Annotated in this window: 28 protein-coding genes; 5 read left to right on the top strand and 23 right to left on the bottom strand. The window is 47.2% G+C overall.

Annotated features, from left to right (window positions below; translation table 11 throughout):
* Positions 1 to 28: 28 nt before the first annotated feature.
* From CP943_RS07520 to ggt, 6 genes are all read right to left on the bottom strand, one after another.
* Positions 29 to 946, bottom strand: a complete 918-nt coding sequence (locus tag CP943_RS07520) for a carbohydrate ABC transporter permease (protein ID WP_105980897.1) — start codon at positions 944 to 946, stop codon at positions 29 to 31.
* Positions 947 to 980: 34 nt separating this feature from the next.
* Positions 981 to 2276 (bottom strand): ABC transporter substrate-binding protein, encoded by a 1296-nt coding sequence (locus CP943_RS07515; protein WP_026579841.1) that lies wholly within the window; start codon positions 2274 to 2276, stop codon positions 981 to 983.
* 145 nt (positions 2277 to 2421) lie between these two features.
* Entirely contained in the window at positions 2422 to 3588 is a 1167-nt protein-coding gene (locus CP943_RS07510; protein WP_003180892.1) for a response regulator transcription factor, read from the bottom strand.
* A gap of 2 nt (positions 3589 to 3590) precedes the next feature.
* Entirely contained in the window at positions 3591 to 5327 is a 1737-nt protein-coding gene (locus CP943_RS07505; RefSeq protein WP_003180890.1) for a sensor histidine kinase, read from the bottom strand.
* Between the two features lie 13 nt (positions 5328 to 5340).
* A complete protein-coding gene (locus tag CP943_RS07500; RefSeq protein WP_026579842.1) occupies positions 5341 to 5985 on the bottom strand; it encodes a YesL family protein in 645 nt (214 codons plus the stop codon).
* 134 nt (positions 5986 to 6119) lie between these two features.
* The gene (ggt, locus tag CP943_RS07495; protein WP_026579843.1) at positions 6120 to 7877 is read right to left on the bottom strand and encodes a gamma-glutamyltransferase; all 1758 of its coding nucleotides are present in this window, start codon (positions 7875 to 7877) and stop codon (positions 6120 to 6122) included.
* A 332-nt stretch (positions 7878 to 8209) separates the two neighbouring features.
* Here ggt and CP943_RS07490 point away from each other — a divergent pair, with 332 nt between their 5' ends.
* The 5 genes from CP943_RS07490 (at position 8210) to CP943_RS22650 (ending at position 11092) form a co-directional block, all read left to right on the top strand.
* Positions 8210 to 8827: a DUF47 domain-containing protein gene (locus tag CP943_RS07490; RefSeq protein ID WP_023856737.1), complete on the top strand. Its 618-nt coding sequence runs from the start codon at positions 8210 to 8212 to the stop codon at positions 8825 to 8827.
* Between the two features lie 12 nt (positions 8828 to 8839).
* The gene (locus CP943_RS07485; protein ID WP_075212749.1) at positions 8840 to 9838 is read left to right on the top strand and encodes an inorganic phosphate transporter; all 999 of its coding nucleotides are present in this window, start codon (positions 8840 to 8842) and stop codon (positions 9836 to 9838) included.
* 109 nt (positions 9839 to 9947) lie between these two features.
* Entirely contained in the window at positions 9948 to 10694 is a 747-nt protein-coding gene (locus tag CP943_RS07480; protein ID WP_023856735.1) for a type II toxin-antitoxin system SpoIISA family toxin, read from the top strand.
* Entirely contained in the window at positions 10694 to 10867 is a 174-nt protein-coding gene (locus CP943_RS07475; protein ID WP_023856734.1) for a type II toxin-antitoxin system SpoIISB family antitoxin, read from the top strand. Before CP943_RS07480 ends, CP943_RS07475 begins: the two co-directional genes overlap by 1 nt.
* 93 nt (positions 10868 to 10960) lie before the next feature.
* The gene (locus CP943_RS22650; protein ID WP_023856733.1) at positions 10961 to 11092 is read left to right on the top strand and encodes a hypothetical protein; all 132 of its coding nucleotides are present in this window, start codon (positions 10961 to 10963) and stop codon (positions 11090 to 11092) included.
* A gap of 66 nt (positions 11093 to 11158) precedes the next feature.
* On the opposite strand, the gene CP943_RS07470 is transcribed toward CP943_RS22650, so the two are convergent.
* The 17 genes from CP943_RS07470 to CP943_RS07390 all read right to left on the bottom strand — a co-directional run bounded on the left by CP943_RS07470 (position 11159) and on the right by CP943_RS07390 (position 25283).
* Positions 11159 to 12430 carry an MFS transporter gene (locus CP943_RS07470; protein ID WP_023856732.1) on the bottom strand — a complete coding sequence of 424 codons (1272 nt, stop codon included), beginning with the start codon at positions 12428 to 12430 and terminating at the stop codon, positions 11159 to 11161.
* A gap of 51 nt (positions 12431 to 12481) precedes the next feature.
* Positions 12482 to 13495 carry a zinc-binding alcohol dehydrogenase family protein gene (locus CP943_RS07465; RefSeq protein WP_105980896.1) on the bottom strand — a complete coding sequence of 338 codons (1014 nt, stop codon included), beginning with the start codon at positions 13493 to 13495 and terminating at the stop codon, positions 12482 to 12484.
* Between the two features lie 25 nt (positions 13496 to 13520).
* Positions 13521 to 14369, bottom strand: a complete 849-nt coding sequence (locus CP943_RS07460) for an SDR family oxidoreductase (protein WP_105981356.1) — start codon at positions 14367 to 14369, stop codon at positions 13521 to 13523.
* Entirely contained in the window at positions 14345 to 15442 is a 1098-nt protein-coding gene (uxuA, locus tag CP943_RS07455) for a mannonate dehydratase (protein WP_105980895.1), read from the bottom strand. Before uxuA ends, CP943_RS07460 begins: the two co-directional genes overlap by 25 nt.
* Positions 15443 to 15462: 20 nt before the next feature.
* Complete coding sequence (locus CP943_RS07450) at positions 15463 to 16479, bottom strand: zinc-binding alcohol dehydrogenase family protein (protein WP_105980894.1); 1017 nt, start codon at positions 16477 to 16479, stop codon at positions 15463 to 15465.
* 12 nt (positions 16480 to 16491) lie between these two features.
* On the bottom strand, positions 16492 to 17178 hold the full coding sequence (locus CP943_RS07445; RefSeq protein ID WP_023856728.1) for a GntR family transcriptional regulator: 687 nt from the start codon (positions 17176 to 17178) through the stop codon (positions 16492 to 16494).
* 97 nt (positions 17179 to 17275) lie between these two features.
* A complete protein-coding gene (locus CP943_RS07440) occupies positions 17276 to 18340 on the bottom strand; it encodes a peptidoglycan recognition protein family protein (RefSeq protein ID WP_026579848.1) in 1065 nt (354 codons plus the stop codon).
* A gap of 52 nt (positions 18341 to 18392) precedes the next feature.
* Entirely contained in the window at positions 18393 to 18656 is a 264-nt protein-coding gene (locus CP943_RS07435; protein ID WP_026579849.1) for a phage holin, read from the bottom strand.
* A gap of 14 nt (positions 18657 to 18670) precedes the next feature.
* Positions 18671 to 18940 carry a hemolysin XhlA family protein gene (locus tag CP943_RS07430; protein ID WP_026579850.1) on the bottom strand — a complete coding sequence of 90 codons (270 nt, stop codon included), beginning with the start codon at positions 18938 to 18940 and terminating at the stop codon, positions 18671 to 18673.
* A 43-nt stretch (positions 18941 to 18983) separates the two neighbouring features.
* Positions 18984 to 19943, bottom strand: coding sequence for a hypothetical protein (locus CP943_RS07425; RefSeq protein ID WP_026579851.1), 960 nt, complete (start codon positions 19941 to 19943; stop codon positions 18984 to 18986).
* A gap of 43 nt (positions 19944 to 19986) precedes the next feature.
* Positions 19987 to 21195 carry a pyocin knob domain-containing protein gene (locus CP943_RS07420; protein ID WP_026579852.1) on the bottom strand — a complete coding sequence of 403 codons (1209 nt, stop codon included), beginning with the start codon at positions 21193 to 21195 and terminating at the stop codon, positions 19987 to 19989.
* A 15-nt stretch (positions 21196 to 21210) separates the two neighbouring features.
* Complete coding sequence (locus CP943_RS07415; RefSeq protein WP_020451034.1) at positions 21211 to 21597, bottom strand: phage tail-collar fiber domain-containing protein; 387 nt, start codon at positions 21595 to 21597, stop codon at positions 21211 to 21213.
* A gap of 13 nt (positions 21598 to 21610) precedes the next feature.
* Positions 21611 to 22531, bottom strand: coding sequence for a YmfQ family protein (locus tag CP943_RS22975; protein WP_026579853.1), 921 nt, complete (start codon positions 22529 to 22531; stop codon positions 21611 to 21613).
* A complete protein-coding gene (locus tag CP943_RS07405; protein WP_105980893.1) occupies positions 22518 to 23561 on the bottom strand; it encodes a baseplate J/gp47 family protein in 1044 nt (347 codons plus the stop codon). The genes CP943_RS22975 and CP943_RS07405 overlap by 14 nt, the downstream gene beginning before the upstream one ends.
* Positions 23554 to 23979 carry a DUF2634 domain-containing protein gene (locus tag CP943_RS07400; protein WP_043925288.1) on the bottom strand — a complete coding sequence of 142 codons (426 nt, stop codon included), beginning with the start codon at positions 23977 to 23979 and terminating at the stop codon, positions 23554 to 23556. Before CP943_RS07400 ends, CP943_RS07405 begins: the two co-directional genes overlap by 8 nt.
* Before the next feature lie 18 nt (positions 23980 to 23997).
* Positions 23998 to 24306 (bottom strand): DUF2577 domain-containing protein, encoded by a 309-nt coding sequence (locus tag CP943_RS07395; RefSeq protein WP_026579856.1) that lies wholly within the window; start codon positions 24304 to 24306, stop codon positions 23998 to 24000.
* On the bottom strand, positions 24303 to 25283 hold the full coding sequence (locus CP943_RS07390; protein ID WP_103749039.1) for an XkdQ/YqbQ family protein: 981 nt from the start codon (positions 25281 to 25283) through the stop codon (positions 24303 to 24305). The genes CP943_RS07395 and CP943_RS07390 overlap by 4 nt, the downstream gene beginning before the upstream one ends.
* Positions 25284 to 25285 lie beyond the last annotated feature (2 nt).

The raw sequence follows: 25285 nt of genomic DNA, 5'->3' as shown, positions 1-25285 counted from the left end.
CCGAAATGTCTTTTACCGGCTCCACCAGCTACCCCTCCTTCGATTCGTAATGCACCCATAAGGATGAAGTTTTGAACAATATGAATGTGACAAGGCCGATCAGGATGAGCATCACCCATGCCATCGCCGATGCGTAGCCCATTTGGAAAAAGTTGAAGGCCCGCTGGAACAAATAGAGAGAATATAGAAGCGTCCCGTCAAGCGGACCGCCTTCCCCTTTTGAAATAATGTAGGCCGGCGTAAAGGTCATGAAGGCTGAAATGGTCTGCATCACCAGGTTAAAAAAGATGATCGGACTGAGAAGCGGGAGCGTAATGAGAAAAAAACGCTGAAATCTGTTTGCACCGTCGACGCTTGCCGCTTCCTGATACATCGGCGGAATATTTTTCAATCCGGCAAGAAAGATCAGCATGGAAGAGCCGAACTGCCACACCGACAAAAGAATCAAGGTCCACAATGCGCTTGTCGGATCCTGATACCAAAGAATCTTCTTGTCAAATCCGAGGAAGAACAAAAGCGCATTGATAACACCTTCATTGCCGAATACATTTCGCCACATAATCGCGACCGCCACGCTGCCGCCGATAATGGACGGGAGATAAAAGAGCGTCCGGTAAATGCCGACACCTTTTTCGGCTCTGTTCAAAATCACCGCAATGAAAAGCGCAAACGCGAGGCGCAGCGGAACACCCGCGAGCACGTAATAAAACGTCACTTTCAGCGAGCCCCAGTACTTTTCATCATCTGTCAGCATCGCCTTATAGTTGTCAAGGCCGACCCATTTGGGCGGGGTGAACAGATCGTAGCTTGTAAAAGACAGAAACAGCGAGGCTCCCATCGGAATGACGGTAAAGCATAAAAATCCGATAATAAACGGGGAAATAAAGGCGTAACCCGCCAAATTGTCAATTCTATTTTTTCGCTTCACGTTCACTTCCTCCTGCATTTGATGAGCGGCCTTCCTCCACTTGCCCCGCTTATCATTGTTGATTTCTTTTCAGTATCGCGTCCGCTTCTTTTCTGAACTTCGCGGCTCCTTCTTCAGGCGTGATCTTTTTAAACAAAATCTGGTCTGATGTGTCTTTTAGCAGTTTGATAACTTCGGCGCTGCCGATCGGTTCAGGCGGTTCCGCTTCCCCCGCGGACTCCGAAGCCCGTTCGACATATTCGAAAATCTTTTTCTCCTCTTCACTCAGTTCTTTCTTCACCGTTTCCGCAATTTTGGAGGAAACCGGCACGCCTCTTTCTCCTTTGATCAGGGCATTGGCTTTTTCATTGTTAATAAAGAAGTCGATGAATGCAGCCGCTTCTTTTTTTTGCTCGGAGCTTTTCGGGATTGAAAACAGCATGCTCGGCCTTAAAAACAGCGCCTTTTCTTTAGCCTGTTCAGGAGGCAGTTTTAATGACAGAGGTGCATCGGTCAGCTGTGCGAATGCCGAAAACTGATTTGAATAATTCCATGTTGCAGCCGTTCGGCCTTTAACGATAAAATCGTCCTCCATTCCCTTCACTTGCGCGCTTTCATCAGGTGTCGGCGATGCTTTTTCATCAACGAGCTTCACCTGACGCTTGAAGTAATCGACAAACAGCTTGTCGTCTGAATAAGCAAGGCCTGTGCCGTCCTCTTTATAAAAGCGCTCGCCCTTCGTCCTCAAGTAATAAGGGAAAAAGACATCAGGCGGATGCATGCCGTTTGAACCGTATTGCCCCGTCTTCTCCTCGACCTCTAGCGCCAGGTTTTCAAAATCGGTCCACGTCCAGCTGCCGTCGTCAATTTCAACGCCCGCTTCTTTTAGCATGTCATCATTTGTAATCACCGACAGCACATTCACACCGAGCGGGAAGCCGTATAACTGATCACCGATTTTGCCGCCTTTGATCGTCTTTTCATCAATCGATTCGGTATTGATGGTCCCGTCCTTGACGTACGGAGTCAGGTCTTCAAGCTGGCCTTTTTTTCCGTATTGGGATAAATACGCCATATCCATCTGAATCACATCTGGCAGCTGACCCGCCGCAGACATCGGGGCAAGCTTTTTCCAATAATCGTCCCAATTCGCAAACTCCGCTTCGATTTTGACATGCGGGTGTTCCTTTTCATACAGCTCGATAATCTTTGATGTATAATCATGCCGAGGCTGTCCGCCCCACCACGCGACCCTCAAGGTAACCTTCTTTTTGCCGTCCGCACCGGCCGCCTCTTCAGTGTTTGAACTGCATCCGAACAGGCCGAGCGTCAGCAAAACGCAAAATGAGAAAAACACAAATCTTCTCATCAACATTTCCCCTCCTTATTTTGTAAGTGCTTACATTTCATTTTAAATTCAACTTTTTGTCCCAGAAACTCAAAAAACAGAGAAGAATGTTAAAAAAACAGAGATTCCGTCAATACGCAAAAAACCGCCGAATATACCGGCGGCATTAAAACGTGTTTTCTTCTTTTTTTCGAAATTCTGACGGGGTGAGTCCTGTGTATTTTTTAAAAACAAGGCTGAAGTATTTCGGATTGTGGCCAAACCCCAGCTCCTCTGCCAGTGCGCCGATGGCCGTGTTTTTAGACTTCTTCATCTTCGCGATCGCTTTTTCGATGCGCACCTTTGCAACATAGCTTGAAAACCTTTCACCGGTTTCCTGTTTAAACAGCTTGCCGAGATAATCCGGATTCATGTACAGCATGTTGCGGGCTGCCCATTTCAGCGAAAGCTTCGGATTTGAGGCCTCCTTTTCGATGAGATCGAGCATCCTCCCGATTAAAACCGATGTCTCTCCTTCATGTTGGACGATCTGTGCGTATGCCTTTTCGTACATAGCGGAGGCTTCGCTGATACTGCCGCTTTCGCTGAGTGATGCTTCAGGTTCAAATTGAAGCAGATGGCGTGAAAGTTCTTGGACGCTTTTCATTTTTTCCTCAAGTACGGCAGGAGCGACTTTTCCGTCAACTGCACAAACAAGCACTTGTTGAACGCAGGCCGAAGTGATGACAGAACCGTTCAGCACCTCATCCGCAATGGACTCAACACCTTGGGCATAGTCTTTGTCATCCCCGTCCCGGACGGAAAACAGGATCAGTCTGATGACCTTTTGCTCTGAAAAAAAGCGCAGGCACGTTTCATCCTCGATGCGGCTGCCCGTGACCAGCTCTTTTAACATTTGCTTCATAAGATGCGGCTTCATCATCTCCAGATCATTTTTTACTTTTTGCGCCGATTCCTCTTTTTTCAGCTCGCCGATCACGCTTTGAAGCGAATCTGTAATGTGGTTTTCATTGCAGGGTTTGAGCAAATAATGTCTGACTCCGTATGACATCGCTTTTTTTGCATATTCAAACTGGCCGAAGCCCGTCAGCAAAATAAACCGGATTGACGGGTAGTCGCGGGACACTTTCTCGATCAGTTCGAGTCCTCCCATCCCGGGCATTTTAATATCGCTGATCACAATGTCCGGCCGCTCTTCCATAATCAGGCGGTAAGCGTCAATCCCGTTTTGTGCGGCTCCGATCAAAGACGTTTCGAACGAACTCCACTCGATCATGCTGGAGATGCCGTCGAGAATAATCCGTTCATCGTCCGCCAACAGCACTTTATACATCATCACACCCCGCTTTGAAATGGTATTTTAATTAACATTTCGGTTCCCTTGTTCTTTTCGCTTGAAATCGTCAAGCCGTACCCTTTGCCAAACATCAGCTGAATGCGCTCATCGATATTTTGCAGTCCGATTCCTCTGCCTCTTGTCCGGACAAGCTCTTTTCTCGCTTTTTCCAAAAAGTCTTCATCCATGCCCGGTCCGTTGTCGGTAACCGTTAAATATACAAACCCGCCTTTTTTATATGCTTTAATGTGAATATGGCAAGGTTCAATGAAGGGCTCGAGACAGTATGTAATCGCATTTTCAGCCAAAGGCTGGAGGACAAGCTTTGGCACGCGGCATTTTTTCACCGCCGGCTCAATGTCGAGTTCAAAAACGAGCCGCTCCTCAAAGCGAAAACGCTGAATAGTAAAATAGTGGAGCACAATTTCAGCTTCTTCCTCGATCGTCACCACGTCGTTTTTCATATTGATGGCATTCCTGAGCAAAAACCCGAGGGATTCCGTCATCTTTGAAATTTGCGGCTGACGGTTCGTTTTTGCCAGCCAGTTGATCGACTCGAGCGTGTTGTATAAAAAGTGGGGGTTGATTTGCGCTTGGAGCGCTCTGAATTCCGTCTCTTTCAGCATCAGCTGCTTCTTGTAGTTCTCGGCAATCAGTTCATTGATCCGTTCAACCATTGTAAAAAAGTTGCGGTTTAAGACGCTGACTTCGTCCTGCCGGTCTGAAGGAGCACGAGTGAGCGGCGCCAGTTTAAAGTCGCCGGTTTGGACATTTTTCATGGCTGCCACCAGCTTCTCAATCGGACTCGTAATGCCCCTGGCCATTTTCCTTCCAAAGAGAACCGCAATCAGAAAGAAGAGAATAAAAAGGGAAATCAGGATCGTCTTCATCGCAGAGATTTTCGAAAACATCGCGTCAAAAGGGATCAGGCTCCAATACGTCCAATTCTTATACGCTGATTTGACATATGAAACGAAAAAGCGCTGGCCGTTTTCCTCCACAATGTCATATCCGTTTTCTGCGTGAGAAGATAAACGTAGTCCATCGGTTTGGCTGAAAGGCATTTCAGAAAAAAACAGCTCCTGCCCGTCCGACATCGCAATCTTGCCTGCGCCTTCCCCCCAGTCTTTCGGAAGATCGCCGATGACCCGTTTTAAATCGGCGACAATCACCACTGTTCCCAGATGGTCAAGGTTTAAACGCTCATAGGAGCGAATTTCCCGGACGGATAACAGCTCGCCGGTTTCACCCGGCATAGGCTCCCACGTGTTGCCGCCTTTTTGGCGCGACGCTTTTTCGATCAGCGCATTCTTTTGCTCCCGCAATGCTTCGGTTAAATTCGCACCTGCGGAATACTCGGTTCCGGAAGCATCAAACAAATGAATCGATTTAATGTACCGCTTAGAGCCGGTATATTCGGCAAGCTTATCCCAGATTTTGCTTTTCATTCGGTAGGTCACGTATTTGTTTTGGCCGCGGCCGGCTTTCAGAAGGTTTGCTTGGATGGCGGCGTCAGTGGTCAGTTGATATGACACATCCTCAATCTTTTTCAATTCATCTTCAATGCTTTTTGATGATAACATCAGCACCTGTGACGACTTCCTGTAAATCTGCTGGTCATAGACACGGAACGCGTATTGAACGCCGCTCAAGATCAAGATGAGCGAAACGGCCATGATCAATGAAATCAAGATAAACAATTGATCTTTAATTTTTAAATGCTGATACCGGTTCACCGAACGAACACCTTCATTTCAAGCGTGTGACGGCAGCCTGCTTATCTGTCCGGCGCCCGTCTATTGCGCGGAACGCCTGAAACGAGAGCTTCGTCAAAATGAAGCTTAAAGCGCTGCCGCTGAAGAATAGAAGAAATGTGACATGAAATAAAGCGAGCAGAATCATGCCAAACGCGCTGATCAGCATGAAAAACGAGGTGAGCGGACGGGAAAAGCCGATGATAAAGCTGTATTTCAGCACTGCAATCCGTTTTAAATCGTAGTGGACATCAATTGGAAAAGCGTAAAAGAGGATGATGGCGTAAATGATAAACAAACTGATGAACAGACTTAAGACAACCGGCTGATCGTGAAAATAGACGGCCGCAATTTGAAAATCAACAATCAGCAATAAACCGACCAGACCCAATATCAAACCGAGAACGCTTGCTTTGGCCCATTTCTTTTTAAACGCCTGATAAAACGTCTGAAACACCGGGATATCCGTCTTTCCCAGCGCCCACTGTCTTGTCACAGCGAACATCGCGGCAGTCGCCGGCGCTAAACCGAAGATGACCGCTCCCGCCAGCGTGAAGCCGATCCACAGCAGATTCAAATAGGCGAGCCGCATCACCCACTCGCAAAAGCGGTAAAATCCATTTGCCAACGTGTGAATCATGGTCTCCCTCCTTCGCAACTTAGTAAACGCTTTCAAAAAATATATTTCTCTTCTTTCGAAAAAAATCCTCTTTTCCCCGCTGACAGACGGAAGAAGGCTTGATCTAAAAGCCTTAGACCAAGCCCTTGCTTCCGCTATTTAGCCGATGTCTTAATGTTGACGCCGACCGCCGTCCCGTTTCTGCTTGAATCGGCAACCCCCATAAACGTTCTGTTCTCCCGGTCAATGAAAATACTTTGGACATTGCCGATATCAACCGGATTCGCACCGAATCTGTGGCCGAAGTCATTGAGCTTCAGTCTGACATCCTCCGGCATTCCCGATTCATAGCGGTAAGAAGTCAGGCTGTTCGTATAGATTCTCGGCTCTTCAATCGCATCCTGAAGGCTCATGCCGTACTCAAAATAATTCAAGATCGTCTGGAAAACGGAAGCAATGATCGTCGTTCCTCCCGGGGAACCGACAGTCAGCACCGGTTTTTCGTCTTTAAAAACGATCGTCGGCGTCATGCTTGAAAGCGGCCTTTTATTCGGCTGAACTTCGTTCGCTCCGCCTGGAACCGCATCAAAATCGGTCAGTTCATTGTTTAAAAACAGTCCGTACCCGGGCACTAAAATCCCCGTTCCAAAAAGCTGTTCAATCGTAGTCGTATAAGAGACAACATTGCCCCACTGGTCCGTGACGGTAAAATGCGTCGTCTCCCCGATCGTCTTATCTTCAGGCTGAGGCACGATCTCATAATTCGGCTCTCCCGCCTCGTATTTCCACGGATCGCCTGCTTTCACATCGCGGTTCATCGAATCAAGGCTGATCAGCTGCTGCCGCTCCTTAATATAATCGGGATCGAGCAGCCCTGAGAGCGGAACATCGACAAATTCCGGATCGCCCGCATATGCCGCCCTGTCCGCATAGGCGAGGTGCATCGTTTCCGCGAGCAGATGATATTTTTCAAATGATTTTGGATCGTATTGCGATAAATGAAAATCATCAATCAATTTCAGCATCTGCAGCATGAACACTCCGCCTGAGCTTGGAGGAGGCATGCTTGCGATATCATAGCCGTGGTACTCGCCCCAGATCGGCTTATCTGTTGTGACCTCATAGCGGGACAGGTCATCAGGTGTCATCGAACCCCCGAAATCTTGCACGACATCTGCAATCGCCCGGCCGATTTCTCCATCATAAAAGGCTTTTGACCCTTCTTTCCGTATTAATTTAAACGTCTTGGCCAAATCCTTTTGTACGAGGATATCACCTTCTTTCAAAGGTTCACCGTCGGGAAGGAAAATATCCTTTGCGGCCGTTTTGCTGAGCTTGTCCTGATGGTCCTTTATCGCATCGGCCAAAACCGAATCGATCGGGAACCCTTCTTCTGCAAGCTTAACGGAAGGCGATATCAAGTCTTCCATTTTCTTCGTTCCCCACTTTTTATGCGCTGCTTCGAGCCCTTTCAGCGTTCCCGGCACACCGACCGCATTTCCGTGTCTCGACCTTTCTGAAAAAGGAATCACCTTTCCGTCTTCATCCAAAAACATGTCAGGTTCGGCACCCTGTGGAGCACGCTCCCTGCTGTTGACGATCGACGTTTCCTTCGTCTCGCCATCGTAGACCATCATGAATCCACCGCCGCCGATTCCCGACATCATCGGCTCCGTTACATTCAGAGCATACTGAATCGCAATTGCTGCATCAATGGCATTCCCGCCCTTTTTCAACACTTCGGCTCCGATTTTTGATGCAAGCGGATGGGCCGTAGCCACCATACCGTCTTTCCCGACGGCGACTTTATCACCATCTCCGCCGCTCATAACCCCTTCTGCTTTTGACACCGGACTGAAAAAGCAACCAACCGCCAAGCAAATCGCAACAACTAAGAAAGCTAACCGTCTCATCAGATCACCTTCCTTTCCAGTTTATTACTACTATAACAGGAAAGTGAACTGAAAATAAGGAAAACTCCCAATTTTCTATTTTTTTGAACCCAAACTCCCAAATTCCTCAAAAAAATCCTGTCATTCGTTCTTTTGACACAATGAGCTGAAAGGAGAAAACGCCTATTATCATCATAAAATCCCGGATGGCAGCTGGTGCTTGCGCCCACCTAAAAGATGTGAATATCTAAAAATTAAATGGTTTTTTTCGACTGCACCTGTTTTTTTTCGACAAAAAGTTATATAATATTTTGATGTGTGCATTGTCTCATTTAAACAATGGAGGGTTACAAATGTTGAAAAGAAAAAAAGACAAGTTTTCCGTGCTTTTGACGGAAATTGCAAAAAATTTAGACGAAACAGCTGAGTATTTTGTTAACTATAAAGTGACGAATCAGACAACCCTTAAAGAATTCGCGGATACCTTAAAAGAGTATGAGACAAAAGGAGATAATTATGTACATACGATGATTAAGGAGCTGAACAAAGCATTTATCACGCCGATCGAACGCGAAGACATCCTTCAGCTTACAAACAGCCTCGATGATGTACTCGACGGTATCGAACACTTTTCAGCCATGATGGAAATCTTCTCGATCACATCTTCAGATGAGCATATTGATAAATTCAGCGGCTATATCAGAGAATGCGCAAAAGAAATTCTGTTGACAATTGAATTGCTGGCGGAAAATCGCCTGACAGAAATTCAGCCGCACGCCATTAAAATTAAAGAATACGAACATAACTGCGATAACCTGCACCGCAAATCGCTGAAGAATCTTTTCGGGAAAGAGACCGATCCGATTAAAGTGATCCAGTACAGGGAAATCTATGAGACGCTAGAAGAAATCGCAGATTCATGCCAAAGTGTAGCAAACAATTTAGAAACCATCATAATGAAAAATGCGTAACGAGGGATTATAATGGATCTTTTATTTGTATTAACCATATTGATTGTCATCTTTGCTTTGGCATTTGACTTTATCAACGGTTTTCATGATACGGCAAATGCGATCGCCACCTCGGTATCGACAAAAGCGTTAAAACCAAGGCACGCCATTATAATGGCGGCAGTTATGAACTTCGCCGGCGCCATGACGTTCACAGGCGTAGCGAAAACCATTACGAGCGACATCGCCGACCCTTTCAAACTGGAAAACGGATCGGTCGTGATCCTTGCAGCTCTTATCGCAGGCATTACATGGAACCTGGTGACTTGGTATTTCGGCATTCCCAGCAGCTCATCCCACGCGATCATCGGAGCGATTGCCGGAGCTGTCATCGCATCGGAAGGATTCGCCGCGATTAAATACCACGGATTTATTAAAATTATCGAAGCACTTATATTATCGCCCATTTTGGCGTTTGTTTTAGGATATTTGATCTACAGCATCGTCAAAGTCATTTTTAAGAACAGCAATCTGGCCAAAACGAATAAGCGGTTCCGGCGCGTTCAAATCGCGACAGCTGCCATACAATCCTATACACACGGCACGAACGATGCACAGAAAGCGATGGGTATCATTACGATGGCTTTAATTGCGGGTAACTTGCACAGTACAACTGACATCCCGTTCTGGGTGCAGCTTGCATGCGCCACAGCCATGGGACTCGGAACATCTGTCGGCGGCTGGAAAATCATCAAAACCGTCGGCGGAAAAATCATGAAGATCCGTCCCGTCAACGGTGTCTCTGCAGATTTGACGGGAGCCCTCATCATCTTTGGTGCGACGATCGTCCATTTGCCTGTCAGCACGACACACGTCATTTCTTCATCCATTTTAGGCGTAGGCGCTTCCCACCGGGTGAAAGGCGTAAACTGGGGCACCGCAAAGCGGATGTTGATCACATGGGTCATTACCCTTCCCATTTCGGCAACCATCGGTGCATTTGCCTATTTCATACTAGATTTATTCTTTTAATCAGCACACTCCCGTCCGAATCCAGGACGGGAGTTTTCATGTTTAAAAGAAAGCCGGCATAACAATAGAATAGGAACTGCACTATTTCTCGGGAAGAGGGAAACCAGTTATGCTGCTATTTTATCAATTCCTTGTTTGGCTCATTGTATTGGCGCTGGCTCTGTATGTGGCTGCCGTGTGGCGTTTTGAAAAAAAGCTCACCGAAAAAACGGTCGCGATCCGAAAAACTTGGTACCTGCTTTATGTTATCGGCGCCGTGATTTATTGGACGCACGATCCGCAGTCGATTTTCACAAACCCGCTTCATTACCTGATCGTTGCCGTTTTTTTCACGCTGACAGACGCTTTTATTTTCTTAAACGCTTACTTTAAAAAGCTCGGCAGCTCCGAACTCGCGACAGACACAAGAATGCTTCTCGAAGAAAACAACGACCTCCTCCACACATATCAAAACAGGCTGAAAACGTTTCAATACCTATTGAAAAACGAACCGATCCACATCTATTATGGAAATATAGAAGCATATGCAGAAGGGATCGAAAAGCTCATCAAACGATTTGCCGAAAAAATGAATATATCCGCTGCACTTTGCGAATATAATTCAGAAGAAAGCAAGGATCATTTGCTTGAGCATATGGAAAACCGCTTCGATGTTCAAGAAAAGCTTGAGCGCAAAGACGTTTATTATGAAGAAAACGGAAAAATGGTCCTCATTCCTTTTTCCATCCACGATTTTGACTATGTCATGAAGTTAACCTCAGAAGACCTTGTCACAGAATTTGACTACCTCCTGTTTACTTCTTTAACAAGCATCTATGATCTTCTGCTACCAAACGAAGAGGACGGTGACGACTGATGGAGCCTGCTTTTCAGCAAGACCATGAAAGCGCAAAAAAGCGCCTCGCCTTTAAAATGTTTAAAAAGCAATCCAAAACCAATATCGCGAAATACGAAGTCAGCCCCCATACCGAACGGATTTTCCGGCAAAACGAACGGCTGATCGGCGAGTATAAAAGAAAAAAAGCTTAACGAGGACGGGAAAATTCTCCCGTCCTTATTCCGTTTTCCCGTTTCATACATACAATAAACCAATCAACTAAAAGCGCTGAATTAGGTGATGCTGTGAAAAAACTGAAAAAACAAGTCAAACACGTCGATTTCGCAAAATTTGGCCTGTCAGACTATACCTCTCTTCTCAGAAGAAGAAGCGAGAAAATCATTAAAACGCTGAACAAAAGAAAAAACAAACCGTAAAGCCTGAACTTTCAACCTCCTTCCCTGCTGAGAAGGGGGTTTTTTATGCCTTCAGCAGTATGTGCATCATAAAGGATGCCCCTGTCCGCCTTCTGCAACAGATTGAGGCAGCTTCTCAGAACGTATCGGTTTCACAAACAAAGCGACGCAAATAGAACCTGCCACCGCCAGCCCTCCCGCAAGCAAAAAAGCGCTTGTGAAAGCCCCGGTATACTCGACGATGTACCCTGTAACGGTCGGACCGATAATACCGGACGTATTGGCAAGAAAGTGCATGAATCCGCTAACACCCCCGACCCTGTCCGGATGAACGATATCCTGTATAATCGCCCAGTATGTGATGCCGGTCAAATACAAAAAGAAAACCGATAGTGCGACAAGGGCAACAGCTCCAAACGCAGTCGTGACAAGCCCGGCAAATCCAATGCATACCGCCGCAGCCAAAAGGCAGCACACAAGCACGGCTTTTCTCGAAAACATCTGTTTGCCCGTCAGCTTGAACAGATAATCCGATATAAATCCCCCAAGCGCGAGACCGAGAAATCCGACAACCCACGGTATCATCGTTGCAACGCTCATATCGTGTATGCTCAGCCCCCGGGCTGACGTTAAATAGCTCGGAAACCACGTTAAGAAAAAGAATAAAATATAGTTGTAAGAAAAGAATGCGAACGCCGTAAACAGCACGGTCGGCTGCCTCAAATAAAAAGACAGCGGGATGCCGGTATCCTTTTTCGGACGCGCTTCTTTTTCAGGGGACAAACTGCGGGAGTCGTCCGGCTTATCTTTCATGAATTTCATCCAGAACCAAGTCCAGATAAGCCCGATGATCATGATCAACACAAAGGAAGCCTTCCACCCCCAATGGATCGCGATCAATCCGACGATCGGTCCTGAAATGGCTCCGCCGAGCGGCGTTCCGCACATCGTCATGCCAAGCGCCCTTGCTCTTTCTTTTTGCGGAAACCAATTGTTGACCGACTTGCTCGTTGCAGCTGACAGCGGACCTTCCCCCATGCCGAAAATGACGCGGATGATAAACAGTGAGACGAAATTATATGTCAGTGCAATGGCCCCGCTGAAAACCGACCATACGACCATTGCAGCCGACAGCGTATGTTTCGCTCCATACTTATCTGATGCCCAGCCGCCGATAAAATTAAAGATGGCATATCCGATGAAAAAACTGCTGAACAGCATGCCCATCTGCGCCGGACGTATGTTCAAATCTTCCTGAATAAAAGGAGCGGCGACAGACAATGCTGAACGATCCAAATAATTAATCACTCCCGCCAGAAAAAGCATCACGATGACAAACCCGCGGCCGTTTGAAAACATGGGCAACCCCCTCTTTCCGGAATTTAGAAAACGCTTTCATTTTATGTGGTATTACAGATGGATCAACACTTTCACAGGATTGGTTTCCGGAGCAAGTGCTGATTGAAATCCGTCAACAACATCGCGAAACGCAATCTGTCCGGTAACAAACCGGTTCGCATCCGCTCCGCCATCCCTGATGGCTTTTATCACCGTCTCAAAATCGCTTCTTAATGCGTTGCGGCTGGATAAAATGGTCAGCTCCCGCTTGTGGATTTCAGGATCGGGCATGACCAGATGGCCGTGAACCAGCCCGACATAGATCAGCCGGCCCCCGTGTGCGGCGTATTGATAAGCGCTGTTCATCGATCCAAGGTGCCCTGTCGCGTCAAAGACAGCCGCCGGATAGTCGCGGTTCGTCAACCGTTTGATCTCATCCGCCGCATGTTCTCCCGCTAATACAACTTCATCGGCTTCAGCCCATTCACGGCTAAATGTGAGGCGCTCATTCCTGACATCCATCGCGATGACTTTCGCCCCCTTCAATTTTGCGAATCTCATCACGCTGAGCCCGATGGGCCCCGCACCAACGACAAGCACCGTTTCCCCTTTTTTGATATTTGCCCTCTCTGCAGCGTGGGCGCCGATGCTCAAACATTCAATGACAGCAGCTTCGCTGAGCGTCAATCCTTCTGTTTTTAACAGGTGGTCTGCCGGGATATTTATGTATTCCCGCATTCCCCCATCTGTATGGACACCGAGGACGTTCAGATTCACGCAGCAGTTGGGCCGGCCGTTCCGGCAGGCGATGCATGTCCCGCATTCCAAATAAGGAATAATTGACACTTGATCGCCAGGCTTAAGCGTTCCGCCGGTATCATCGATGCTGACAATTTCACCGGACAGCTCGTGTCCGAGCACCCTTGGATAAGAGAAAAACGGCTGTTTTCCGCAATAAGCGTGAAAATCGGTCCCGCAAATTCCGATCCGTTTGATGCGGACCAATGCTTCCCCATCCTTAAGTTCCGGTATTTTCACATCCGTCATTTTAAAATGATAAGGCTTTTCACACACAATCTGCTTCATGTATCGGCCTCCTTTATCGCATCGTTTAGACACCGGCATAAGCCGTAAACCCGCCATCCACCGGCACTGTTATACCGGTAACAAATCCGGACATATTCTCATCCGCCAGCCAAAGCAGCGTCCCCAGCAAATCTTCCGGGCTGCCGAAACGCTTCATCGGGGTGTGAGAGATGATCTTCTTTGCTCTGTCGGTAAATTCGCCGTTTTGATCAAGAAGAAGCCGTTCATTTTGATTGGTTAGGAAAAATCCCGGGGCAATGGAGTTGACCCTAATCCCCGTTTCGGCCAGATAGACGGCCAGCCATTTCGTGAAATTGTCGATGCCCGCTTTCGCAGCGCTGTAAGCAGGCACTTTCGTCATCGGAGTTTGAGCGCTCATTGAAGAAATATTGATCACGGATGCCCCTTTTTGGTTCAGCATCATTTTTGCAAATTGCTGTGTTGGAATGAAAGAACCGAGGAAGTTTAAATTGAAAACAGAACCGACATCATCGCAGTTCAGATCAAATAATGTCTTGATGTTGTCCTGAAAGAGGTGCTCGGAGTTGAATGTTTCATCTGATGTCGTGCCATTGGGGTGATTGCCGCCGGCCCCGTTCACCAATAGATCACAGCCGCCGAATCGGTCGGCCACAACGCGCTTCGCCCGTTCAACGCTTCGTTGATTGATGACATCACACTCAACGGCAATCGCTGCGCCGCCGGTTTTTCGAATAGCTTCGGCCACGAGTTCTCCTTTTTCAACGGTTCGATTAAGAATGGCAACATTCATACCCTGCCGGCCGAGCTCTCTCGCCATCGCGCCGCAAAGCACCCCGCTGCCACCTGTGATGACCGCAGTTTTTCCCGCTAAATTTTCATGGATTTCAAGCATTGTGAAGCCCCCTGTTCTTCTCTATTAAGCGAATCCCATATGCCCCATAAATACATGATACCGAGCGCCCTGTCATACAGTCCGTAGCCGGGCCTGCACTTTTCATCCCAGATGTGGCGGCCGTGATCCGGACGTACATAGCCTGAAAAACCTGTTTCATGGTAGGCTTTTACAATCCCGCAAATGTCAACGGTGCCATCTTTTGTTCTGTGCGATGTCTCGATAAAATCGCCGTTTTTGTAGACTTTGACGTTGCGGATATGGGCAAAGGGAATCCGGTCGGCATACGCACGGATCATGGCGGTAAGATCATTTTCGGGATTTGCGCCCAATGAACCGCTGCACAGTGTCACACCATTAGCCGGATGATCGACAAGCTGGAGAAGCCGACCGATGTTTTCTCCTGAGGTCATGATGCGCGGGAGTCCGAAAACCGGCCACGGCGGATCATCGGGATGGATCGCCATTGTGATTCCGCAGCGTGCGGCGGTTGGAATGATGTGTTCAAGAAAATAGTGAAGATGGCTCCACAGATCCTCCTCCGTCACATTTTGATAGGCTTCAAACAGCCTTGTCAGATGCTCCAGCCGCTCCGGTTCCCAGCCCGGCATCGTGAATTCGGGATGCTTGGCGATTTGATCGACAAGCGCAAAAGGATCGATTGTGTGCACCTTTGCGTGCTCATAAAACAGAGCGGTGGAACCGTCTGGAGCCTTTTTGTATAAATCGGTCCGCAGCCAGTCAAATACAGGCATAAAATTGTAGCAGATCACTTTTACGCCGGCTTTGGCCAAATTTTCAATCGTTCGCTTGTATTTTTCAATATACAGATCTCTCGTCGGCAGCCCGAGCTTAATATCCTCATGAATGTTAACGCTTTCAACAACTTCAATGTGAAAACCGTGCTGTTCACACTGCCGCTTCACTTCTAACATTTCTTCCAATGGCCACTCTTCACCTGGCGGCTGATGATGAAGCGCCCAAACGATCCCCTCTACACCGGGAATCTGCCTGATCTGCTCAAGGGTGACGGAGTCGTTTCCTTCTCCATACCATCTGAAAACCATTTTCATCACACTTCCTCCTCACCGATTCAATAAGATAAAATGATCTTTGTAACCTGATGGGGACAGTTTTTCGCTTTTTTCAACGCCTCTTCTATTTCTGTAAAAGGCATGATCTCAGTGACAAAAGATCGGGCTATTTCGGGGTTTTCATTCAAAAATTGAATGACGTCGGGAAATTGATTGACACTGTGTTTTGTTCCGTAAATTTCAATATCTTTCTTTGTGAGAAGAAGACCCGGAATCGTCACATTTTCCCCCGTTAAGCCGACAATGACAATGCGCCCGGCGGCAGCTGCCAAACGAACGGATTGCTCAATCGTCGCGGGAATCCCGGCCGCTTCGAACACAATCCCCGCTCCTTCTCCGTCTGTCAGCTTCAGAATCATTTGCTCGGCATCCTCTTCACCAGGCTGTATAACGGCATCCGCACCGAATGCTTCGGCAAGCTCAAGCCTTTCCCGTACGGGATCGACAGCGATTACACGGGAGTCAAAGCGCTTTTTAAGCTGTGCCAAAATCGTTAACCCGATCGGACCCATTCCCAATATGACAATCGTTTCGCCTGTTTGAATAGCTGCCCGCCGAACCGCCTGCGCTCCGATGGAAAACGGCTCGCACAACGCTGCGGCTGCAAAATCCATTTGCTCAGGAATCGGATGGACATGCGTTTCCGGGACAATGATAAAATCAGCGAAGCCTCCTCTGCGAACCGATCCGATCATATCGATGTTCACACAGGCGTTTGTCCTCCCTTTCCGACAAGGGTAACAGCCTCCGCACGGAATAGCCGGTTCAATTACGACCCTTTCGCCCGCGGATCGCTCCCTCACCCCGGCCCCCGTTTTTTCAATGATGCCTGCGAGCTCATGACCAAAAATCTGAGGGTACTGTGCATATGGATTTGAACCGTCGTAAAAATGCACATCACTGCCGCAAATGCCGGCGGCCTTTACCTTGACAAGGACTTCGCCGCTGGCCGGTTCGGGACGCGGAACGTCGCGAAATTCAATTGAAAATGGCTTCGTCATCACCGCAGCTTTCACATCACCACTCCTTTAAAAGCGCTTACTTTTGAAATAACCGGGAAACTCATTAATGAGCATCTGTTTATCGACGATGACCAGCTGCAAATGCTCCTCGGCAATTTTCTTAGCTTTCGCCTTCTGTTTTGTTCGAATCGCTTCTGTTAATGCCCCGTGCTGCTGATGAATGGTATTCCAGTTAAAATCGGCGGCAAGCCTTAATAAACGGATTCTTTGGAAGGGAACGTTCATCTGCTGAATCGCAGCCCAAACATTCGCTTTTCCGCAGCCTTCAAAAATCGCCTGATGAAAAGCTTCATCCAATTCAAACAAACTTTCATAGTTTTTCTGTGCAATCGATAATTCCTGCATCTTCACATTCTGCTCCAACTTAAACATAGCTTCCTCCGGAAAGTCTTCACACGCCAGTTCAGCTACAGCCTTTTCCAGGTTTTCCCGCATAAACCTCGCTTCCTCCACCAGATCAAGATCAATTAGCGATACGCGGGTTCCTTTCTGCGGATAGACTTCGAGAAGCCCTTCTCTCGACAGCTGCAAAAAAGCCTCTCTGACCGGAGTGCGGCTGACTTCATACCGTTCTGAAATCTCTTTTTCCGATATCAGCTCACCCGGCACAAGCCGAAACTTCATGATTTCTTCCTTCAGCATCTGATAGATTTGGTCTCTGACAGACCGCGGGTTTAACTGTTTCATTGTCATGACTCTCACCTCCTCTCTGCCATACTACCATACAAGTATGGTTGTGAATATATATTTTTGAAAATTTTAAAAATATAAAGGAACTTTAAAAGTTCCTTTATTTCAAGAGAGCAAGGATTTTCGCTTTTGTCTTCGGTCCGTATATTCCGTCCGCCCCCAAACCGTACATCAGCTGAAAACGTTTCACCGCGTTTGCCGTCTTCACTCCGTAGTATCCGTCGATCCCGTGGTTTTTGGCCCCTTTATCAGGGTAATAATAAAGAGCCGCAAGGGCTGTCTGAATTTGTGTGACGGCCGTTCCTTTCATCAGCGGGCTTTTCACCTTATAAATTCCGGCGGGAAGAGTCCATGTCTTGCTCTTACCGCCCGCTGACGCTTCAGCGGCTGTGAGGGCTTTTTCAGTTGCCGGGCCGTAAATGCCATCGGCTTTAATTCCCGCTTTCTTTTGTAAAGAAGCAACCGCTTGCACCGTCTCGTTTCCGTAGCTTCCGTCCGCCCCGTATTTGGGCAGCGAAAAACCGGCCGCGATCAAGCGCGTTTGCAGCTTTTTCACATGAGCGCCTGACATTCCTTTTTTGAGTATAATGCCCGACGATGAGCTTGTTTTGCTGGTGGAGGCAGCCGACACGGATACGGTTTTCGTTCCCAAAATGGCGTCTACTCTTTTACGGAAAGCTGACAATTGGCCGGCATCTTTCACCCACGGGGTTGGACAGCTTTTGTTGGTGACATCGTAATGGCGGACAATCCGATCTGTGGACAAACCGTATGTCTTGCACAAATCCGCTACAAGCTCCGCCGCATTGCGAATCGTCTCCTCATGGATGGTACCGTCTTTTTCCACGCACATTTCGACCCCGAGCGCCATGGTATTGGCATTCGGCTTCAGGAAGCTGACATAGCAGCGGTTTTGATCATGCGCATGATAAGCGACTTCCTGATCGGGAATAACATGCTGTGCCTCATGGCGGTCGACAAAATAGTGAGCCGAGGCATAACGCTTGTCAATAATGCAAGTGCCATTGAAATAATTGCGCTCATTTAAAGCGGAAGCCCCGGGCGTCGCCGTCCAATGCATGACAATTCCATTGACTGCCGCAAGCTTCAGCCCGGGACGGGTGTATTGATTGACTTTTACAAAGTTCTTGATGACTTTGACCAAACTTCATCATCCCTTTTCACATTCAATTCAGAAAGCCGCCTCAAAGACGGCTTCATTTCGTTAAACCTTTTTTCTGTAAAACCTCTTGTTGCATTTTCCCTTTGCTCGTCACATAGTTGTTCTTATACCAGGCAACCAGTGATGCAACGATCGTAAAAGCCGCAGACCCTGCCGAATACAGGGCATCCGCCAATGTATGAATTTGATCTTCGGCGACCGGTAAAACCGGCTTTCCAAACATGATCAACGTCTGATTGACCAGCGCAATAAAAAGAAGCACCGTCCTGACGACCGTGCCTTTGTCAATATGTTTCATCATCTTGTCCTCCCTTATTTCTGCAATAAATTATAAAAAACAGCGATCGCTCCGCCGATGATGCCGGTGCTGACCGCTGTAATGATCGCGCCTGTGATGCTGCGCTTGATCCAAGTTGTATTCTCTTCGATTTTGTTCAGCTTTTCGTTAATCGAGATGATTTGCTGATCGTGGCGGTCTGATGTTCGTTCGAGTGTGCTGACGCGCTGTTCGAGTGATTTTTGATCAGCTTTCATTTCCTGAACTTCTTTTTGGAAGATATCCAGTTCTGGTGCTTCCAGCATTTTAATTCCCTCTCTCATATTGTTTAAATGATTTTTTAAAAATCTATGTGGCTTTAAAACTAAATCCAAAACTGATATATTCATTTGGATTTACTGTATTCGAGCAGTTTTCGATCACAACATTACCATCAACACTCACCTGTAAGCGATGATACTGCGGAGTATTGGACATGCCCAGTTGAGATGCTACACCTACAAATTGAAAGGCGCGTGACGGCCGATAACCTTTCGGCAACACGAATGCAGGAATATTAAAACCAATCTTTCCTTTTGCAATTGCACCTTCTACAAATACCGTGCCGGTTGCATCTTTTGTATAACGGGCTTTCGTGCTATCCGCATAGTTAACCCATTCATTTAAAAGCGTTGGAAAGTGCCAAGTTAAGTTCGTCAGCTTTGCCTCAAGACTCTCAACGGAGACTAATTCTGTCCACTCAGTCCAGTTGCCACCGGATATTGTTTTCCGATAGGTTCTGTTTGCATTGTCAAACGCGATCACATGACCATAGTTACCTAAAGCGTTGCAAGTCCAAATTCCTCGAACGGCCGCGCCTGGTCCGTTTGATGCTCCTGAAGCTGCCGTAAAATGTACCAGCCCGGTATAATGTGGGAGAACCGTTTGAAAGTCATCTTCAGCGCTTATATATACCTTTGCTTGTCCATCGACCCCGGTAATATTAAAAATCTGGCTTCCGTTCCATTTATCTCTTTCATCCTCAGTAACATGCCGTGTTTGATCGTTATGATGCAAGTCAAATTCATCTTTTGTAGCCTGCCTTTTATTGATCACTTCCCCCAGACCGACCTGGGTTTTTGTTACACCATGCGGGTTATCCTTTTTCGAAGTGTGCCTGTCTGTATAGGCAGTTGAACGTTGTTCAGCTTCGGCGGCAAACTGTGCAATCGACTCATCATTTGTATTCAGCTGATCGATAACCTGATTAAACAAATCAGCGTGGGCTTTGTCCGTCGTCCGAAAAGGCTTCGGTTTTTGGATATCCAATTTATATTGCCCCCCCCCTCTTTGAAAAAGTAATCTATTGATTTTACTGTGCAGCCCTGAACTTAAATCCGAAAGTAATAAACTCGTTTGGATTTACGGTATTTGAACTGGATTGAATGCATACCCTTCCGTCAGTATCGATCAGTGTGCGGTGATATTGGGGTGTTGACCCCGTACCTACACTTGATGCAACACCAATAAAGTGCATCATTTGAATTGGACGGAACCCCTCAGGCAGCGTAAACGCAGGAACATCAAAACCAATCGTCCCGCCCGTTATTGATCCGATGATTTCGACTTCACCAAGAACATTTTTACAAAACCGGACTTTGTGTGACCCATACTGTTTCCATCCATTTGTCAACGTTGGGGTCTGCCAAGCAACGTTTGAGTCATCATCTGTCACTACTCTCTTCCATCCTCGGAACAGACCATCTGTATGAACCATCCCAAACCACATGATCGAGTGATAGCTTGCAGTCACAACAATTGTTTTCCTTCCCGATTCCCCTTCGAAAACATCATAATTAAACCAGCCTGTATTACTGGGGTTTGGCACATTAATGAGCGAACTGTTGACGCCGTAATAAAATCCCGTGGGCAACGCAAGCACATCTGTTCCGGCATCCAATTTTAAGCGTTTTCCGTTATCATTTGTCATTTTATATAGTTGTGCATTGTTCCATTTTTCCCGCTCATCTTCATTCACATGGAGATTTGTATTTCGTTCATGAGCATCAACCTTGGCTTGCGCACCATTAGTCGTTTCATGGGTCTGCCATGGCGTCCACGTTGTTGAATCGGATTTTCTAAATCTAAAATACGACTGTTTCCCTTCGTACGATTCATAGGCAGCCTGAACTAAAGTATTGCCGAAGCTCATGACAAGCAAAAATATCCGATTTGATGAAGGTGGTGAGTTGATTCCTTCATTATAGATGAGATACATGCCTGTCTCTGTCAAAGTGTTAAAATCTGTTGTTTCTGAACTGCCTCTGTAAAAGACTTTTCCGTTATTTTCGGTTAATTTATATAACTGCCCTGCGCTCCATTTTTCCCGTTCTTTGTCAGTGATGTGAATCGAATGGTCGCTGGCATGCGCATCAGTATACGTTTTAGCCTTTTCTTCAGCTTCCTCAGCCCGCTTTGCAATCCGTTCATCGTTCACATTCAGCTGATCTATCGCTTCGTTAAACAAATCGGCATGGGCGCGGTCTGTCGTTTCAAAGCGTCTCGGTTTTTGGATGTCCACCTTGTTTCAGCTCCTTTAATAAATGTCGTCGATTTCGAAGACGAACTCGATGTCGCCGTCTTTTTGCTTGTCTGTCATCGTTCTGACCGCTGTGAATTTTCCGGCTTCATCGACAAGGGCAAGCTCGTTGATCGTCTCTCCTGCCAGTTCGCTTTCTCCCAAAGTGCATGTATAGCGGACTTTCGCCGGCTCCATGAAGACAAAGCCGTCGATTTCCTTTTGCAAGAGTTCGTTTTTCAGCGCCTGTTCGTTGCCCTGTAAAGCAACGGGTTCACCTTTATCGTTTGTACCTCCGTTTCCGAAAGCCATTTTTGTGATTTTGGTGAGCTTGCCCCCCTCAGCCCGTGCTTTTGCCATTTGCTGTCTCGCATAAAGCGTTGTCACTGTTAATTGTTGTGCCATTTTGATTTCTCCTTTACAATGCGATTTTTTGCGCCGCTGCTGCCAGCTGCTTCGTTCCGTCGAGCAAAAATGCGCCGTTTAACGTCCACCACTTCTCCCTCATTTCTAGCGAGCCTGCTTGCTTAAATTCATGCTCGCATTTGCAGCTGATTTTGAAGGACTGGATGTGTTTGTTTTGATTGCTAATGCAGGTTTTCATGCCTGCTTTTGTTTGCTGTTTCCGCCGGTTTTCAGCGGTCGCCTTTATCGTCAAGCTCAAGGCGGACCGGATGTATTGCCGCTTCTTGTGGCGCAGTGTGAGCTGCTGTTTAAACCTGCGGGGCAGACCGTCGATTTCTCGAAAACCGTTCAAGTAGAATGAATCATCAAGCAGATACTGTCCGTCCAAATAAACCGGTATCGTACCGAAAAATCCGTTTTTGCTTCTTAAAACAAGTCTGTTATGAATGCTTTTCGGCGGCCGATATTCATAATGAAACCCGCCCCGGAATGTATAAGCCAAATGGGCGGGCTTCATATGATTGACGGTTTGAATGATCGAAGGTATAAACTGCAGATCCTCACCGTTTACGCTCAGCAAAAAATGATACCGTCCGGCCGTCAGTCTGACGGAGGCGGACGGCTGTTTTAAAAAAGCATTAACCGCGCGCTCGATCGAGCGCGCAGTAATCGGCGGAATATTGGACATCTTGGTTAACAGTCGTGCCCTTCGAATATCAACGCCGTCTGAAGCCTCGCGTCTGACATTCAAAATCTTTTCCCACCTGTCCAGCCCCCATGTGGCCGTCGTGACGAAAAGCTGGTCTGTTATATCGAAAATCTCTTGATTTTGCTTCTCAAATTCGGGCGCCTCGGCCGCTAAAATGTCTTGGATCTCCCGGATTTCCGTCAAGTATGGCGGCAGATGAAAAGCCATTTCATCAATCTTGCTCAATGATGGTCACCTGCCCCAGCTTTGGAATTTCCGTTTCTGTCAACTGCAGATTTTTCGCTTCCCCGTTGATGAAGACTTCCGAATAGTCACTGACAGAGGACGATTCATAGATCATGTTGTTGATCTGCGAGAGACGGATGACGCTTTCTTTAAAGGCCATTTCTTTAAACAGCTCTGTGATTTTTTCTGCAATTTCCTGTTTGGCTTCATCGATCGTCCGGCCTGATTCAGGAATGATTTTTGCAGATATGCTGACGTCTTTCCAGACCGCACTTTCAACCGCAGTATAAGCTCCGATCGGCGCCATACCTTCCCCTTTTCCCGGATCGGGATCGATATATTGCTTGATTCTTTCGATTAATGCATCAGAGGCAGGTTCCATTTTCGCGTTTGTAATGACAACCTTTACGGTTCCCTCGCCATTCCACAGCGGAAAGACCTTCGCTTTGCCCACGCCGTCCACTTCTTCGGCCCATTGTTTGTAATGCATCTGATTCGCGCTGACCGCTTCGCGGCGGACGCGGATCAAATACCTTTCATACAGCGATTCATCCGTCTCCTCATCACGGCCGGGAATTTCAAGACTTCCCATAACCGCCTTTTCAAGCCCTGGAATGGTATCGAGCGGAAGTAAAGGCCGCCCCGAGAGATTGGCGTTTCCTTTTGTCCCGGCCGTTTCACATTCAAGCTTGCCGTCTTCGAGCATGGTAAAATATAAGTCTTCCAGAAAGAAGCGGGTTCCTGGGGGAACCGATACGCCATCCGTAAAGGCTGCTGACCAAATAGCTTTGGACGCTTGATAGCGCTCAAGACCGGCCTCATCCGCCCTTCTGTCCAAATATTCGCCCTCAGCCGTATCCGCATAAACCAAATTCAGCACTTGATCAAGCCAAATATAAGAAAGCGCCAGCTCGGCAGCTGCCGGGGCAAGCGCATTCCAAATAACGCTGTTTTCACGCTTGTCAATCTCATCCGAAACCCGCTCAAGCATGCGTTCCATAATCTCTTCAAATGTCTGGTTTTCAAACATCTTCCCCTATCACCTCCTCGATTTCCAATGTCCCTTCATCGGTTTCAACCGAAAAAGACACATGGAAGGCATCGCCTTGACGCTCAATCTCGAAATCGGTTACCGCAGAAATTCGGTCGTCATATATGAGGGCTTCCTCAATCAGTCTCGGTATCTCCATTTCTTTATAAGCGTCGGTCGTTTCATGATCTGAAAGAACTTCCTGCAGCTCATTTCCGATGTTATGGCTGTAAACGGCGTATGCGTAGCGCTCAGTTCTCAGCGCCATGTAAACCATTTGTTCGACCGCTTCGAGTCCTGAAATCATATCACCCGTCATCCTGCCCGTTTCAAAATCAATTTTGTACGTTTTTGAAGTCTCAATCACTTCGCTGTCATCCTCGATATCTTCAAAAGATACTTCCGGTGAAAGAGCCATCCGAGCCACCTCCTACTCCTACACTCTGTCTATCACGAAAAACGACTGCCCTCCAGGCATGGCGGCAATCATCACGTGGTCGCCGGCATGCAATTGGCTGTAAAAGCGAATCGTTTTGTCTTCTCCGTCAATCCGGATCTGTTCCGTATGTTCTGTCAAATGCCTGGCGACCACCAGTAAGTCGGAGGGGATCACCAATTTATCATGATTGCGGAGCTTCAGCTTGAGCGGAGAAGCGGACACGACTTCAGCCGGCATGACATCAACAGGCGATTCAGCGTTTACGGCTCCTAGAGCAAGCTCTTTTATCACATCGCTTAATTTCATGAAGTCGCTCCTTCAGGTATTGTATTTTTCGCGACGACATCAATCGTCATCACATGCTTTGTCCCTGCAAAATCGTGTTTATCTTTATCAACCCAATAGGTTTCTTTAATGCCCGCTTCCGGAATCGATATATAAACCGGCAGTCCGCTTTGGACTTCCGGTATACCGAGCGCCTGTATGCTTTTTAGCTCTTTTTTGACGCCTTTCTTTTCAGCCTGTATCTTCTTCGCCCGGTTGCGCAGCTGCGCCTCGTTAATATCATCCGAAACCGTTTCTGTATACTGGAGAATGCCGTATCTTTTCATACCGGCTTCATCACTGGCTGATGCGGTATAGGTTTTGTTATCTTTCTGCTTTCTCAGCTTCACCCGGGTTGCCGTTTCATCGATTGACGTACTGTAAGCGTAGTCCGTAATGTTCACACCCGTTTCCAAAACCCAGATATCCTCTGGCTCGGGCCACGCTCTTAAACACAGCTTTCCTTTTTCGGCATACAGCTGATAGTTTTTTCCGGTTTGCTTTTTTGTTTCCCTCAGCGCTTTTAAGATGATGTCATACAGGCTCGTATTGTCTTTAAAGACGAGTGATTTAATCGTATGTCCGGTGCTTGTGATCGGGCCTTTGGGAATTTGAAAATCGTTCGCAATTCGTTTGACAATGTCAGCGGCTGTTTTGTTCGAGAATACATAGACATCCTGGTTTTTCACCAAGTACTGAAGCATGTCGTACGCTTTAAACGTAAGCGTATATTCTTTCGGCACCCTGCTGAACACAATTCCGCGAAACAGTTCTTTTCCTTTCCATTTAAATAAAACGGTATCGCCTTCCTGCACGCTGTAATATTTATGGCTTCCCTGCTTGATCACAATCGACGCTTCGATCGAACGAGGGGCCTGGTACCTTTCTCCTTCCAATGTGACGCTTTCGGTGACAAGTTCATACCATTCGCTTTCTTTTATGACAAATAATTCGATCATCG

Source organism: Bacillus paralicheniformis (assembly GCF_002993925.1).
Classification (GTDB): domain Bacteria; phylum Bacillota; class Bacilli; order Bacillales; family Bacillaceae; genus Bacillus; species Bacillus paralicheniformis.
The sequence above is the reverse complement of the archived record's forward strand: the minus strand, read 5'-3'. Positions and strand labels throughout refer to the sequence as shown.

Bases quoted from the DNA above. Each gene is read 5' to 3' on its own strand.
- CP943_RS07520 (WP_105980897.1), bottom strand. From the start codon at position 946: ATGCAGGAGGAAGTGAACGTGAAGCGAAAAAATAGAATTGACAATTTG.
- CP943_RS07515 (WP_026579841.1), bottom strand. From the start codon at position 2,276: ATGAGAAGATTTGTGTTTTTCTCATTTTGCGTTTTGCTGACGCTCGGC.
- CP943_RS07510 (WP_003180892.1), bottom strand. From the start codon at position 3,588: ATGTATAAAGTGCTGTTGGCGGACGATGAACGGATTATTCTCGACGGC.
- CP943_RS07500 (WP_026579842.1), bottom strand. From the start codon at position 5,985: ATGATTCACACGTTGGCAAATGGATTTTACCGCTTTTGCGAGTGGGTG.
- ggt (WP_026579843.1), bottom strand. From the start codon at position 7,877: ATGAGACGGTTAGCTTTCTTAGTTGTTGCGATTTGCTTGGCGGTTGGT.
- CP943_RS07490 (WP_023856737.1), top strand. From the start codon at position 8,210: ATGTTGAAAAGAAAAAAAGACAAGTTTTCCGTGCTTTTGACGGAAATT.
- CP943_RS07485 (WP_075212749.1), top strand. From the start codon at position 8,840: ATGGATCTTTTATTTGTATTAACCATATTGATTGTCATCTTTGCTTTG.
- CP943_RS07480 (WP_023856735.1), top strand. From the start codon at position 9,948: ATGCTGCTATTTTATCAATTCCTTGTTTGGCTCATTGTATTGGCGCTG.
- CP943_RS07475 (WP_023856734.1), top strand. From the start codon at position 10,694: ATGGAGCCTGCTTTTCAGCAAGACCATGAAAGCGCAAAAAAGCGCCTC.
- CP943_RS07470 (WP_023856732.1), bottom strand. From the start codon at position 12,430: ATGTTTTCAAACGGCCGCGGGTTTGTCATCGTGATGCTTTTTCTGGCG.
- CP943_RS07465 (WP_105980896.1), bottom strand. From the start codon at position 13,495: ATGAAGCAGATTGTGTGTGAAAAGCCTTATCATTTTAAAATGACGGAT.
- CP943_RS07460 (WP_105981356.1), bottom strand. From the start codon at position 14,369: ATGCTTGAAATCCATGAAAATTTAGCGGGAAAAACTGCGGTCATCACA.
- uxuA (WP_105980895.1), bottom strand. From the start codon at position 15,442: ATGAAAATGGTTTTCAGATGGTATGGAGAAGGAAACGACTCCGTCACC.
- CP943_RS07445 (WP_023856728.1), bottom strand. From the start codon at position 17,178: ATGACAATGAAACAGTTAAACCCGCGGTCTGTCAGAGACCAAATCTAT.
- CP943_RS07435 (WP_026579849.1), bottom strand. From the start codon at position 18,656: ATGAAACATATTGACAAAGGCACGGTCGTCAGGACGGTGCTTCTTTTT.
- CP943_RS07430 (WP_026579850.1), bottom strand. From the start codon at position 18,940: ATGCTGGAAGCACCAGAACTGGATATCTTCCAAAAAGAAGTTCAGGAA.
- CP943_RS07415 (WP_020451034.1), bottom strand. From the start codon at position 21,597: ATGGCACAACAATTAACAGTGACAACGCTTTATGCGAGACAGCAAATG.
- CP943_RS07405 (WP_105980893.1), bottom strand. From the start codon at position 23,561: ATGTTTGAAAACCAGACATTTGAAGAGATTATGGAACGCATGCTTGAG.
- CP943_RS07400 (WP_043925288.1), bottom strand. From the start codon at position 23,979: ATGGCTCTTTCACCGGAAGTATCTTTTGAAGATATCGAGGATGACAGC.
- CP943_RS07395 (WP_026579856.1), bottom strand. From the start codon at position 24,306: ATGAAATTAAGCGATGTGATAAAAGAGCTTGCTCTAGGAGCCGTAAAC.
- CP943_RS07390 (WP_103749039.1), bottom strand. From the start codon at position 25,283: ATGATCGAATTATTTGTCATAAAAGAAAGCGAATGGTATGAACTTGTC.